Source organism: Thermotoga sp., from assembly GCF_021162145.1.
Classification (GTDB): Bacteria; Thermotogota; Thermotogae; order Thermotogales; family Thermotogaceae; genus Thermotoga.
On sequence record NZ_JAGGZH010000032.1, the window covers coordinates 1 to 13,810 of the forward strand.

Genomic DNA, 13,810 nt, shown 5'->3' on the forward strand with positions numbered 1-13,810 from the left:
CTTTCATCCTCTTCACTATCGGCATCATCGAAATCAAAAGTACCCCAAAGATCACTCCCCCAAATACCACGTATGTCACTATCGTACCATATGTCGCTTTCCTCCCCTCTGAAAGTAGTTCTTCTTTGTACCCCGTCGAGAAAATGTAGAGGTCATACCCCGGTACTTTTGCCCACACCGTGTATTTCTTCTCACCGTTGTATTCGTACTCTATGTACTTCTCCCCCCCCTCCTTCGCCTCCTGATATGCCTCCTCGAACCCCCTTAATTCCTTCACTTCTTTCAAACGCTCCTCTACCTGCGTCAGCTCGTCTTTCCCTCTCACCTCAAACTCTACCGTCAGGTCCCCCTCCCCAAATCTCTTCACTCTCTCTACCTGCTCTTTCATCCTCTTCACTATCGGCATCATCGAAATCAAAAGTACCCCAAAGATCACTCCCCCAAATACCACGTATGTCACTATCGTACCATATGTCGCCTTCCTCCCCTCTGAAAGTAGTTCTTCTTTGTACCCCGTCGAGAAAATGTAGAGGTCATACCCCGGTACTTTCGCCCACACCGTGTATTTCTTCTCACCGTTGTATTCGTACTCTATGTACTTCTCTCCCCCCTCCTTCGCCTCCTGATATGCCTCCTCGAACCCCCCTCATTCCTTCACTTCTTTCAAAAAGTTCCCCATGTCCCTGTGAATAAGTATTTTCCCTTCCCCGGATACTAGTATGCCGTAACCACTTTCACCAAGTTTTCCACCATTGACTACTGTGCTCCAGAAGGCCTTTCCCGGGGAAAGGTCGATCACGTATCCGACACCACCAAGAGTCCCTGCTCCGTAAGCCCCGAGTGGAGCGAGGATGACGAGGGAAGGTTTGCCATCGAATGTTTCCGGAAAGGCGAGATAATCCTCACTGGATTCTTTCAAAAGACTCATGTACCTTTGAAAGATATCCGAAGACTTGTCGAACTGTTTCAAGCCATCTACTGTGGCGATATAGCCAGAGCCGGTCATCTCCTCGAAGGCAAGGCCAGCAAGGAGTGTGTCAGAAGCCTCTTCCAGCATTTTAAGCATGTTCGAAGCAATGGAGTAGACGTCCAGGAGTTGTGCTTCCATCGACTGTGTCAAGTCACGCGCTTTTTCTACGTACTTGTTCATTTTTTCGTCAAAGTAATTGGAAAGAACATCGACTTGAACCTCCGCGTTCTTTTTAACCGTCTCAACGACGGCACCGGAAACACTCTGATAGATTAGATAGAAACTAACAAGAAGACCTATCAGGACAACTCCTATGATCACAAAAACCTTCATACGCAGCGTCATAGAATCTACCTCCCGGATGTGATTTTATCGCCTGTTATTTTATCAAAAATTCACTCAGAAAAAAAGAGAAGATACCAGAGATAGTGGGGGTAAGAAACCAGCCACTCAGAATTCTGATTAAAACTTTCTTGTTCCCTAATTTCATTCCTCTTGCGTATCCGGTTCCCAAAACAGCTCCCACAATAGCCTGAGAGGAGGAGACAGGTATTCCCACCAAACTGAAAAACCACACCGTTACAGCCTGAGAAAGAACCGCCACGATGGATGTAAAATGATCTAATTCTATTAATTTTTTGCCGACGGTCATCATTACATTTTTGCTATAAGTGAGAATACCGAAAGCAATACTAATACCACCAAGAAGAGCCGCTTGTTTTATGTTGAGAAGCTTTCCTACAAATACTCCCGTTACGTTCGCAACGTTGTTCGCACCGAGTGAGAACGCACCGTACGCCCCAAAAATCCATGCAAAAACTTTTATGACCCTATCCTGCATTTGAACGTTGGGAATCTTACGGAAGATGTACGAGAGCATCGGGTAAAAGATCAGACTTAAAACCAGTGCCCCTGTTGGTGTTAGAAACCACACAACGAATATCTTCAACAGAGCAGGAAAATCGAGTCCCTGGATTCCCATCATGGAAAGGTTTGCCCCCACTATTCCTCCAACCACTGCCTGGGATGTGGAAACCGGTATTCCAAACTTCGTCATGATCGTCACGGTAAGAGCACCACAGAGAACAGAAATACTGGAAGCGGCCAGATTGGAAGCACTGAGAGAACCTATGTTCTGAAGCCCCTTGGCTCCGCCTATCACCGCTCCAAGCACAACGAAAATGGATGCTACAATTGTGGCCTTCCTGTATGGGGTGAGGCCGGATCCCACGAAAGGTCCAAAGATGTTAGCGGCATCGTTGGCACCGAGTGACCATCCAAGGAAAAGCGATGGAAGAAGGTACACCAACATGTTTCTCCCTCCAAAAATTGATTCCATGTTTTCTTATTGTATCACTTTGAACCGTTGTGACAGCACAGGAGTCACACGTATGGAGGAACCTAGGAATTTCTTGACAGACCTTCACATTATTTTAAAAGTGTGGTACCCATTTAGGAAAGAAATTAGAATGTTCTCTTAACCTGTTACATTTACAATGAAGACTGGAGAATGAAAGTTGACCCCCCTATCCCCCTTGAGATACACCCCCCACGGCTTTGGCGGGCTCGAAAGAGCCCGCATTTTTTTATGCTAAGCTGTGATAGAATTGTACACGATGAATCTCAGGAGGTGTTGAGTGTGTCGGACATTGGCACTCTGATCTTCCAGATATTTTGGATGCTTCTCATTTTTTCTCTCATCATCCCTTTCCTGAAGAATTCTGCTCTCAAGTCAGCGAGAGAGGCCTTGATAAGAACCCTCGAAAGGAAGAGAAACAGCCGTGTGATCACCCTCATTCACAGAACAGAATCCATCAGTTTCCTTGGTTTCCCGATGAGACGTTACATAGATATAGAAGACTCCGAAGAGGTTTTGAGAGCGATAAAGCTAACTCCGGAAGACATGCCTATAGATCTGATAGTCCACACTCCAGGAGGGCTGGTCCTGGCGGCAGAACAGATAGCGAGAGCCCTGAAAAAGCACAAAGGAAAAGTTACTGTTTTCGTTCCACACTACGCCATGTCCGGGGGAACTCTGATAGCGCTCGCAGCGGATGAAGTCGTCATGGATGAAAACGCTGTCTTGGGACCTCTCGATCCCCAGATTGGGAACATGCCTGCGCCTTCTATCCTCGCTGCCGTCAGAAAGAAAGACGTGAACGAAGTTGATGATCAAACCTTGATCCTGGCGGACATCGCTGAGAAGGCAATAAAACAGATAAAGGAGTTTGTTACTGAAATTTTGAAGGACAAACTACCGGAGGAGAAAGTAAGGGAGGTAGCTGAAAAACTCTGTGAGGGAAATTGGACCCATGATTATCCCTTGACTGTTGACAAATTGAAGGAAATCGGTTTACAGGTGAGTACCAACATGCCTCAGGAAGTGTACGATCTGATGGATCTCTACAAACAGTCCGAGCCGAAGAGACCTTCTGTCAGCTACGTTCCAGCTCCTTACTACAAAGGAAGGGAAACACGCGGTGAAGATAGATGATTTCTACAGAGAAGAATACGGTCTAGTTGCGGGAATAGACGAAGCCGGTAGAGGATGTTTGGCAGGGCCAGTTGTAGCTGCCGCTGTTGTCTTGGAGTACGATATAGAGGGTGTGTACGACTCTAAACAACTCACACCGAAAATGAGAGAAAGGCTGTTCAATGAGATAATAGAAAAAGCGGTTATTGGGATCGGTATGGCCACACCAGAGGAGATAGATCTGCAGAACATATTCAAGGCCACAAGGCTCGCGATGAATCGGGCTTTGGAGAATCTTTCTGTGAGACCTTCTTTCGTGATCGTCGATGGGAAGGGCATTGAGTTGAACGCTCCTGGCGCCTGTTTAGTTGGAGGTGACAAGAAGAGCAAGCTTATAGGAGCGGCATCGATCATTGCTAAGGTGGTCAGAGACAGACTGATGGAGAAATTACACGATCTGTACCCCCAATTTTCCTTTCACAGACACAAAGGTTACGCCACAAAAGATCACCTGAATGAGATCCGTCTCCATGGAGTCCTTCCTGTTCACAGAATGAGCTTTAAACCAGTTCTGGAGAATCTTTCCAAAGAAAGGCTCGTGGACTTCCTGGAAAAGAAACTCATTTCAAAGGAACGTTTTGATAGAATATTGAGTCTTCTGGAGGCGAGAGAAGGTGTGGTTCTCGGGCAAAAAAGAGTCAGACATAATTTCACTCTTTTTCAAACACGTGGACAAAGTTGAAGAAACGCTGGTATGCGTGTTCAATTTGTTGAAAAACTTCTTGGAAGGATCGGACGAGATCGACATTCTTTATCAGCGTGCTCAAAGGCTGGAGAGCGAAGCGGACAGGCTCAGAAGGAAAACCGAGTTGGAGATGTACAGCGGTGCCTTCTTGCCGAACTTTCGCGGAGACCTTCTAGGGTTGATAGAGTCCCTGGACAAAGTTGCGAACAAGGCGGAATACGTAGCGGATATTCTGGTTCTCCAGAAACCTGGGATTCCTTCAGAGATAAGAGATCTCATCCTGAAACAGATGGATTACTCTCTGAAGGCTTTCAAATCACTGAAAATGGCGTTGAAATATCTCTTTGAAGAATTGGACAAGGTGGGAGATTACGTTCTAGAAGTTGAAAGGTATGAGCACGAGGAAGATCTGGTGGAAAGAGAGGCGCTGAGAAAGCTCTTTGAGATGGAAACTGACAAATGCACAAAGCTCGAAGCAAAAGAGATCATCAGAAGTATAGGAGATATCGCAGACAGGACAGAAGACGTCTCTGACAGGGTGGAGATCGTGCTCTTGAAGAGGAGGTTCTAACATGGGAAAAACTGGCAAGCTTTTTGAAGAGCTCGTATCCCTCATGGAGAAGCTTCGCTCTCCAAAAGGTTGCGAGTGGGACAGAAAACAAACCCATGAGAGCCTGAAACCTTATCTCATCGAGGAATGTTACGAGCTGATCGAAGCGATTGATAAGAAGGATGACGAAATGATGGAAGAAGAACTCGGAGATGTTTTACTCCAGGTGGTGTTTCATTCCCAGATTGCAAAAGAAAGAAAGGCTTTCTCCATAGACGATGTGGTTGAACATCTCAACTCCAAGCTTGTCAGACGTCATCCCCATGTTTTTGGAAACAGTCCAGGGTACTCCTATAAACAATGGGAAGACATAAAAGCTCGGGAGAAGGGAAAGGAGAGATCATCAAGAGTTGGAGAGATAAACCCTCTTGTTCCCGCCCTCTCCATGGCGAGAAGAATACAGGAAAACGCTGCACAGGTAGGATTCGATTGGAACGATATCGACGGGGTGTACGAAAAAATAGAAGAAGAACTGGAAGAACTCAAAAAGGCAAAAAACACAGGTGAAGTAGAGGAGGAACTTGGTGATCTTCTCTTCTCCATAGTCAATTTGTCTAGGTTCTTAAAGGTCGATCCTGAATCTGCCCTCAGAAAAGCCACCAGGAAGTTCGTAGAAAGATTCAGGAAGATGGAAGAACTGATAGAGAGGGACGGACTGGTGCTGGAGGAATTGCCTTCCGAAGAGCTGGATGAATATTGGAAGAAGGCGAAAGGAGGAGATGAGGAATGAAAAAGGCTTTCTTCATAACCCTTTTGTTAGCGACGGTCACTTTCTTTTCACAGGCAACAACCACCTCCAGTACGGTGGTTGCCATTGTCAACGGTGAATCGATCACTGCGGATCTTCTTGAGCTTGAAGCGGACGTGGACGGCATCCTCAAGAGTGTCGCACAGATCGATATGAGATTCTTCGACGTTCTCACGGAAACCGAGGAAGGGCTGAAACTGCTTTTGAAATACAAACTGGAGGTTCTGAACTCTTTGATCGATGATCTTATTGTTCAGCAGCTTGCAGAAAGAGAAGGTGTTGGTGTAACAGATGAAGAAGTGAACACGGAGGTTGAGAGAAGGCTCAAAGAAACCGTAGAATCGATGGGTATAACTCTTGAAGACCTGGACAAATTCCTGCGGAGTGCAGGTTATGGTGATCTTGAAACGTTCAAAAAGCGTCTCAGTTGGCACATGAAAACCCAGCTCTCGCTTCAGAGGCTTCAGGAGAAGATCACCGAAAATGCAACCGTGACCCTCGAAGAAGCTCAGAATTACTATGATCAGAACAAAGAAACATACAGGATACCCGCAGCCGTTCATCTCTACAGAATCACTGCCAAGGAAAAAGACAAGATCGACGAGGCTCTCTCGAGGATTAGAAAGGGAGAAGATTTCCTCGAGGTCGCTACCAAGGTGGCAACTGGAGGAGACTTGGGATGGATCGAAGAAGGAAAACTGGAGAAAGACATAGAAAGTGTTATCTTCGATGCACCGGAGGGAGCCATACTCGGTCCGTTTGAATCAAAAGGTGGATTCGTACTTTACAAGATAGTTGAAAAGAGAGCAACCTCCTATAAGAGTTTCGATGAAGTGAAGGAAGAGATCGTCAACAAACTGCTTTCGGACAAAAGGTCTCAGTTGTGGAAAGATTGGTTCAACAAGGTGTTCGAAGACTTCAAGAAGAACAGCCAGATAGAGATAAAACTTGGGGGGAATGTTCAGTGAGACTGAAAACAAAGACGATGGAGTGGACGGGGAATTCACTGAGATTGCTGGACCAGAGAAAACTTCCCTTCATCGAAAAGTACGTAGAATGCAGGACACATGAAGAGGTTGCCCATGCGATAAAGGAGATGATAGTCAGAGGGGCCCCTGCTATAGGAGTTGCAGCCGCCTTCGGTTATGTGCTGGGCTTTAGAGAACACAAAAATGGTGACACAAAAGAATGGATGAAGCAGGTGAAAGAGACTCTCTCCAGAACGAGGCCCACGGCTGTGAATCTATTCTGGGCCTTGGATAGGATGGAAAAAGTTTTTTTCGAAAACCTCAAGAACGAAAATCTCGGAGAGATTCTCGAGGAAGAAGCCCTGAAAATAGCGTATGAGGATATAGAAACGAACAGAGCAATTGGTAGGAACGGAGCAGAACTCATAGAAGACGGTTCGACCATCCTTACCCATTGCAACGCGGGAGCCCTGGCGACGGTGGATTACGGCACAGCCCTCGGAGTGATAAGGGCTGCCGTGGAATCCGGCAAACGTGTGAGAATATTCGCCGACGAGACGCGTCCCTACCTCCAAGGAGCAAGGCTCACTGCCTGGGAGCTCATGAAAGATGGCATAGAAGTTTATGTCATAACGGACAACATGGCAGGATGGCTCATGAAAAGAGGGATGATAGACGCCGTGGTCGTGGGAGCGGACAGAATAGCCTTGAACGGGGACACCGCGAATAAAATAGGAACTTACTCGCTCGCCGTTCTTGCAAGAAGAAACAGCGTCCCCTTTTACGTAGCAGCTCCTACTTCAACGATAGACCCAACGATAAAAAGCGGTGACGAAATACCGATAGAGGAAAGGAGAGCAGAAGAAGTAACTCACTGCGGTGGAAGCAGGATCGCACCGGAGGGGGTAAAGGTTTTAAACCCAGCTTTCGATGTTACGGAGAACTCTCTGATAACAGCGATCATAACAGAAAAAGGGGTTATCAGACCGCCTTTTGAGGAGAACATAAAGAAGATCCTCGAGGTGTAACCTTGGATCAGATATTCACTTTCTTGGAGGAAAAGTTTCTCGCGTGGATGTGTTTGTTCACAAGGTTCACAGGTTTCTTCGTGATCGCTCCCTTCTTCTCCGAAAGGGCTTTCCCGGTTGTTGTGAAAGTTTTCCTCGCACTCTTCACGAGTTGGTTGACACTCCTCTCATCGGAGATGAGCTTGCCGCTTGATACACCGGTGTTGACCTTGACTCTGAATCTGCTGTTCAACTTCCTGGTGGGTTTTGGGATTGGATTCGTCGTGTACCTTTTTCTTCAAGCGTTCAACGGAGCAGGTTACATTTTCGGTTTTCAGATGGGATTCGGGATGGAAGAAATGCTCGCGTTCGGGGAAGAGCAGACGAACCCTACAGGGGAGCTGATATACTTTCTGGCCCTCACCGTCTTTGTACTCATAAAAGGACCACTCTTGATTTTTGAGGGACTGAAAGACTCTTTGAAGGTGTTTCCCGTAGATCTTGTGAACTTAAGAGGAGATTTCTTCTCCTACATCGTGGAGAGGTCGAACGAGTTCTTCGTGATGATCTTGAAGATCGGAGTTCCCATCATCGCGTTCATGCTCATCGTGAGCATCGTACTGGGAATCGTTTCCAGACTCATTCCGCAGATGAATGTTTTCATGGTTGGGCTGCCTTTGAAGGTGATGATAGGTTTTATTCTGATCTTGGGGATGTTGCCGATATGGGCGGATATGGCTCAGAGGATCTCAAATCTTGCCTGGAACGCTATTCAAGAGCTTCTTGGGAAATAGTTCCTCTGCTGTTCGCTGAAGCCGAACGAACAGAGCGCGCCACTCCGAGAAAAAGAAGAAGAGTAAGAGAAGAAGGACGAGTTCCCGTTTCGAGAGAACTCAACATGGCTGTTACTTTCCTCATATTCGCCATCGCTCTGAAAACATTTGGGTCGCAGGGGATCCTGCATATCGCACAGGATGTCAACACCTTCCTTTCTTTCCCTTCTTTCGAGAAAGCAGAAGACCTTTCAGGTGTCCTTGGATATTTCAAAGATGTTCTCCTGATGCTTGGAGGACTCATGTCTCTCACCATGGCCACCGGTGTTCTGGTGGGGGCAATTCAGACGAGGTTTCTCTTTGCTCCCAAGACTCTCAAGCCGGATCTGAACAGGATAAACCCGGTGGAAGGTTTCAAAAGATTGTTTTCTCTGAGGTCCGTTGTTGAACTTTTGAAAGCTGTTATGAAAGTAGGAGTCATCAGTATTATCGTTTATCAGGTGTTGAAAGATCGGTGGTACGAGATGGCTCTTCTCAGCGAGATGGACGTGGAGGATGCTTTTCTAAATCTCTGGGACGTGGCATCTGAAGTCTTTTTGAAGAGCGGTATAGCTCTTCTCGCACTGGCTGTGTTCGACTATATTTACCAGAGGTGGGACTACGAAAAGAGCATTCGAATGACAAAACAGGAAGTGAAGGACGAGCTCAAAGAAGTCGAGGGAAACCCTGAGGTGAAGCGAAGGCAAAGACAGATGATGTATGATATCCTACGAAGGAGGATGATGGAGGAAGTTCCCAAAGCGGACGTCGTGATCACCAACCCAACGCACTTTGCCGTTGCTCTGAAGTACAATCCCGACACAATGAACGCACCGACCGTGGTGGCAAAGGGTGTGGACCATCTGGCCCTGAAGATCATCGAAATCGCAAAAGAAAATGGTGTTGCAATCGTGAGAAATCCTTCCCTCGCTCGAACCTTGTACTACAGAGTAGAAATAGGTGAGGAGATACCGACAGAATTTTACAAGATAGTAGCGGAGATACTCGTTTATGTCTATACGAGAAAAGGGGTGAGAATTTGAAAAATGTGGACATCGCCGTCTCCCTCATGATAGTGGCCATTGTGCTCCTGATGATATTGCCAATTCCGGATAGGATGCTGGACTTCTTCCAAATTCTCAACATAACTCTTTCGATGATAATTCTCTTTTCCACCATGTACATAAGAAACGCCCTGGAGCTTTCTTCTTTTCCCACCTTGCTTCTTGTTGTTACACTCTTCAGGTTGGGACTCAACGTAGCTTCGACGAGGCTCATCCTTCTGGAAGGACCACAGTTCCAAGGTAGAGTCATCAGGACTTTCGGTGACTTTGTGGTTAGAGGGGACTACGTTGTGGGATTGATAGTGTTCTTGATACTGGTTATCATCCAGTTCGTGGTCATCACGAGGGGTGCCGAGAGGATAGCAGAAGTAGCGGCAAGGTTTACTCTCGATGCTATGCCTGGAAAACAGATGAGTGTGGATGCGGACTTGAACAGTGGGTTGATTACGGAAGAAGAAGCAAGGAAAAGGCGAGAGGAAATAAGAAGGGAAGCTGACTTCTACGGTGCTATGGACGGTGCAAGCAAGTTCGTAAGGGGAGATGCCATAGCGAGTATCATAATCGTCTTCATCAACATAGTTGGCGGGCTCCTCATCGGTGTGCTGAGACATGGAATGAGCCTAGGGGAGGCGGCCCAGGAATACGTGATCCTCACAGTAGGAGACGGGCTTGCTGCTCAGATACCTGCATTACTGGTTTCCACGGCAACCGGCATTATCGTGTCCAGGGCGGCATCGAAGGAGAATCTCGGGAAAGATCTGGTATCTGAACTCTCCCGTGAGACAAAGGTAATCATCCTCACAGGCAGTGTTTTGATCTTCCTGGGGCTTTTCACTCCCATTCCGTTCTTCAGTGCACTCCTGGGAGGAGCACTGATCTTGCTTGCGGTTTATGCCTCAAGGGCCGTTCCTCAGGAGGAGCTCGCAGGTCCATCACCTGCGGAAAGACCGAGTGGCCCTGTCCTGTCAACTCCCGAAGAAGTGGCTGAGGTGATACAGAGTGACACCGTGGAAGTGGAGATCGGATATGGCTTGATTCCCCTTGCTGATCCATCCCAAGGTGGCGATCTTCTCGACAGAATCACTTCCATAAGGAAACAGCTTGCTTTCGAACTGGGAATTGTAGTTTCCCCCATCAGGGTGAGAGATAGTGTCCTTCTGAAGCCGAATGAGTACTCTATAAAAATAAGAGGAAGTGAAGTCACCCGTTACGAACTGGTTCCGAACAGACTGCTTGCCATAAACCCTGGAACTGCCGAGGAGAAGATACCTGGTATACCAACCAAAGAACCTGCTTTCAATCTTGAAGCGTACTGGATAGAGGAATGGAGAAAGGAAGAAGCCCAACAGAAAGGTTACACCGTGGTAGATCCTCCCACCGTCTTCGCCACGCATCTTTCTGAAGTACTGAGAAGACACGCCGATGAGCTGCTTGGATTCAAAGAGTTCGAGCTCCTCACTGAAGGTCTGAAAGAAAAGTTCCCGAAGTTGGTGGAAGACCTCATACCAGATGTCTTAAAACCCGCTGAGGTCAAAAAGATCTTGCAGAGACTCTTGAAAGAAGGCGTTTCCATCCGAAACCTTCCAACCATTTTTGAAACACTTCTGGAAAGTGCAGAAAGGAGTAAAGATATAGATTATCTGGTGGAGAGTGTGAGAAAAGCTCTGAGGAGGCAGATCGCTTCTCAGGTGCGCTCCGATGACGGTAAAATACACGCGGTGGTTCTCGAAAGGGAACTGGAGCAGAAGCTCTCTGAATCGGTAAAGGAAGTGGGTGAAGAGAGGGAACTTCTCTTGAACCCAGAAGTATCTAGAGAGCTCATGAACAAAATATCAGCCGCACTGGGAGATCTGATGAAAAAAGGATATCAACCAGTTATAATCTGTTCTTCCAACATTAGACCGTATTTTTCCAGGTACGTGACAAGAAGGGTTCCGGGTGTTTTCGTGATCTCTTACGATGAAATTCCGGACGATTATACTCTCCAGATTGAAGGCGTGGTGAAACTGTGAAAATAAAAAAATACGTTGCCGAGAGTATTAGAGAGGCAATGATGATGATAAAAAGAGAGCTTGGGGATAATGCTGTTATCCTGAGTTCTCGCCGGATAAAAAAAGGTGGTTTCTTCGGGATAGGTGGAAAAACGTACTTCGAGATAACTGCTGCCGTGGACGAGAAGGATGAAAAAAAGAGGGAAGAGAACTCTTCTACTTACAAGCTTCAGGAGATTTTGATAAAGAACAAGCGAAGTTTGGACGATAATATTAAAGACGAGTTTGATGAAATAAAGAGGACCATAAGCGAGATCAAACAGATTCTTGTGAAGGAAAAGAGTCAGGCCCTCCCAGAGGGACTGTCGAGGATTTCGTATGGTATGGAAAAACAGGAGATAATACCAGACATCAGGTACAAAATAGTGGAATTTTTGAAGATGAAATTCGGTGACTTGGACCCCAGTTCGAGAGAAGCCTTTAAAGTGCTCTCTGAGCAGTTCTCCTATATCATAAGAACGAAGGTACCAGATTTCGAAAATACGAGGGTTCTCTTCGTCGGCACAACTGGGGTTGGGAAGACGACGACCCTCGCGAAACTCGCCGCGAGGTTCAAAATAGAAGAAAAAAAGCGTGTGGCGATACTCACGCTGGACACCTACAGAATAGCGGCAGCCGAGCAGTTGAAAACGTACGCAGAAATAATGGATATTCCTATGAAGATCGCATACACTCCAAAAGAAGCAGAATACGAGATGATGGCGCTGAGAGATTACGACGTTCTACTCATCGACACTGCCGGAAGGAGCCATCAGAATGATCTTCAAATGAGCGAAGTCAAAGCCCTGGCGGAGGCTGTGAAACCGGACGTCACGTTTCTAGTTGTCGCAATGAACTACAAACTCGACGACATGAAGAGGATCTTGGAAAAATTCTCTGTGGTGAGACCCACACACCTGGTTCTCACAAAAATGGACGAAACATCCGTTTACGGTACTTTTGTGAACATCTCCGAAATCACCGATATTCCGATCGCTTTTGTGACCAACGGCCAGAGGGTGCCAGACGATATATTTGCAGCGAATTCCGTGGAACTCGCGAGGATTGTAACCGGTGAGGTGTTGAACTGTGCCGGATCAGGCGGAACATCTCAGGAAAAGTGAACCAAACATAGTGAGTGTGCTCAGCGGAAAAGGTGGTGTGGGAAAATCTGTGATAGCGGTCAACCTTGCTCTGGCATTGAAAGAAAAAGGAGCAAGCGTACTTTTGCTTGATGTGGACGTGGGGTTTGGAAGCGTTGAGATCCTCCTTGGTTTCATGGCACCTAAGACATTGAAAGATTTTTTCAAATCCGATATGAAAATCGAGGACATCGTTTTTAGTACAAAGTATGGTGTGGATGTCCTCAGCTTCGGGATCGACATGGAGGACCTTCTCCTTTTCAATCTGAGCGACCGAAGGCGTTTCTTTGAGAGTTTCTCCAGACTTCTTAAGAAATACGATTATCTGATCGTAGATTTTCCACCGGGATACAACGAGAATCTGGACAACTTCTATTTGCAATCCGACTTCCTTATCCTTGTGACAACACCGGAGCCGACTTCCATCATAAATACCTATACATTGGTGAAGATCCTGTCCGTCAAAGGGGTTGCACCGGAAGAGGTTTTTCTCGTCATGAACATGGCAAAGAATATGAGGGAAGGTAGAATGGCAGTAGACAGACTGAAAAGAGTCATCGAAAGATTCGTTGGTTTTACGATAAAACACTCCTTTGTGATGAAAGAAGACCCTGTGGTTCACAAGAGCGTGACCTCACAGAAGCCGTTCGTTCAGTATCACCGGAGATCCCAGCCATCGTTCGCGATATATGGTCTCAGGGAAAAGATCTTGAGAGAACCCGCTCAAAAAGAGAGCTTTTTGACCAAGATTAGACAAATGCTGGGGATAGGGTGATAGAATGCAGTATTATACAGAGCTTGTGAGAGCATTCGACGTGATAAGACTTGGTCAGAGTGTCCTTGTGGAAGTTTCTGCTCCAGGAGATCTCGAAGGTGAATACAAGAGTAACGTCCATGACGTAGATTTCGAAAGAAATCTTTTGATCCTTTCCATGCCGAGTTTCAAAGGAAGATTGGTTCCTCTTCCGCGTGGAACGCGTTGTACAGTGAAGATCGTAGACAGCTCGGCAATCTACATGTTCAGAACAACCGTGCTAGAGAGTGGGAAAGATGAGTACGGCTTTCCCATCACTAAAGTGTTGTTTCCACACAGACTGAGAAAAGTGCAGAGAAGAAGGTTCAAAAGGATAAAAATATTCTTAGAGGGACTCTATAAGGTTTCCTCCAAGGACGAACCACCGAAGAGGTTCGTGACGAAAGATTTCAGTGCAGGTGGTATGTTAATAGTAGTGAATGACATC

15 protein-coding genes are annotated in these 13,810 nt (G+C 46.6%); 12 read left to right on the plus strand and 3 right to left on the minus strand.

The window, feature by feature from the left end; all coding sequences use genetic code 11:
- The 3 genes from J7K79_RS02655 to J7K79_RS02665 form a co-directional block, all read right to left on the minus strand.
- Positions 1-559: HAMP domain-containing protein (locus J7K79_RS02655; RefSeq protein ID WP_366932578.1), on the minus strand; the 559-nt coding region annotated here is incomplete at its 3' end.
- Positions 560-646: 87 nt separating this feature from the next.
- A complete protein-coding gene (locus tag J7K79_RS02660) occupies positions 647-1,315 on the minus strand; it encodes a cache domain-containing protein (protein ID WP_296904884.1) in 669 nt (222 codons plus the stop codon).
- Between the two features lie 34 nt (positions 1,316-1,349).
- On the minus strand, positions 1,350-2,282 hold the full coding sequence (locus tag J7K79_RS02665; protein ID WP_296904886.1) for an inorganic phosphate transporter: 933 nt from the start codon (positions 2,280-2,282) through the stop codon (positions 1,350-1,352).
- Positions 2,283-2,609: 327 nt separating this feature from the next.
- Here J7K79_RS02665 and J7K79_RS02670 point away from each other — a divergent pair, with 327 nt between their 5' ends.
- From J7K79_RS02670 to J7K79_RS02725, 12 genes are all read left to right on the plus strand, one after another.
- The gene (locus J7K79_RS02670; RefSeq protein WP_296904889.1) at positions 2,610-3,464 is read left to right on the plus strand and encodes an ATP-dependent Clp protease proteolytic subunit; all 855 of its coding nucleotides are present in this window, start codon (positions 2,610-2,612) and stop codon (positions 3,462-3,464) included.
- Positions 3,451-4,185, plus strand: coding sequence for a ribonuclease HII (locus J7K79_RS02675; protein WP_296904891.1), 735 nt, complete (start codon positions 3,451-3,453; stop codon positions 4,183-4,185). Before J7K79_RS02670 ends, J7K79_RS02675 begins: the two co-directional genes overlap by 14 nt.
- Positions 4,118-4,759: a TIGR00153 family protein gene (locus tag J7K79_RS02680; protein WP_296904893.1), complete on the plus strand. Its 642-nt coding sequence runs from the start codon at positions 4,118-4,120 to the stop codon at positions 4,757-4,759. Before J7K79_RS02675 ends, J7K79_RS02680 begins: the two co-directional genes overlap by 68 nt.
- Before the next feature lies 1 nt (position 4,760).
- On the plus strand, positions 4,761-5,528 hold the full coding sequence (gene mazG / locus J7K79_RS02685) for a nucleoside triphosphate pyrophosphohydrolase (protein ID WP_296904895.1): 768 nt from the start codon (positions 4,761-4,763) through the stop codon (positions 5,526-5,528).
- Positions 5,525-6,514, plus strand: coding sequence for a peptidyl-prolyl cis-trans isomerase (locus J7K79_RS02690; protein WP_296904897.1), 990 nt, complete (start codon positions 5,525-5,527; stop codon positions 6,512-6,514). The genes mazG and J7K79_RS02690 overlap by 4 nt, the downstream gene beginning before the upstream one ends.
- On the plus strand, positions 6,511-7,542 hold the full coding sequence (gene mtnA, locus J7K79_RS02695; RefSeq protein WP_296904899.1) for an S-methyl-5-thioribose-1-phosphate isomerase: 1,032 nt from the start codon (positions 6,511-6,513) through the stop codon (positions 7,540-7,542). Before J7K79_RS02690 ends, mtnA begins: the two co-directional genes overlap by 4 nt.
- 2 nt (positions 7,543-7,544) lie before the next feature.
- Positions 7,545-8,315 carry a flagellar biosynthetic protein FliR gene (fliR, locus tag J7K79_RS02700; protein WP_296904902.1) on the plus strand — a complete coding sequence of 257 codons (771 nt, stop codon included), beginning with the start codon at positions 7,545-7,547 and terminating at the stop codon, positions 8,313-8,315.
- Positions 8,246-9,376, plus strand: a complete 1,131-nt coding sequence (gene flhB, locus J7K79_RS02705; RefSeq protein WP_296904904.1) for a flagellar biosynthesis protein FlhB — start codon at positions 8,246-8,248, stop codon at positions 9,374-9,376. Before fliR ends, flhB begins: the two co-directional genes overlap by 70 nt.
- Positions 9,373-11,409, plus strand: a complete 2,037-nt coding sequence (flhA, locus tag J7K79_RS02710; RefSeq protein WP_296904906.1) for a flagellar biosynthesis protein FlhA — start codon at positions 9,373-9,375, stop codon at positions 11,407-11,409. The genes flhB and flhA overlap by 4 nt, the downstream gene beginning before the upstream one ends.
- A complete protein-coding gene (gene flhF / locus J7K79_RS02715) occupies positions 11,406-12,551 on the plus strand; it encodes a flagellar biosynthesis protein FlhF (RefSeq protein WP_296904908.1) in 1,146 nt (381 codons plus the stop codon). The genes flhA and flhF overlap by 4 nt, the downstream gene beginning before the upstream one ends.
- Positions 12,517-13,344: a MinD/ParA family protein gene (locus J7K79_RS02720; RefSeq protein WP_296904911.1), complete on the plus strand. Its 828-nt coding sequence runs from the start codon at positions 12,517-12,519 to the stop codon at positions 13,342-13,344. The genes flhF and J7K79_RS02720 overlap by 35 nt, the downstream gene beginning before the upstream one ends.
- A 25-nt stretch (positions 13,345-13,369) precedes the next feature.
- The coding region (locus tag J7K79_RS02725) for a flagellar brake domain-containing protein (protein WP_296904913.1) at positions 13,370-13,810 on the plus strand (441 nt) is incomplete at its 3' end.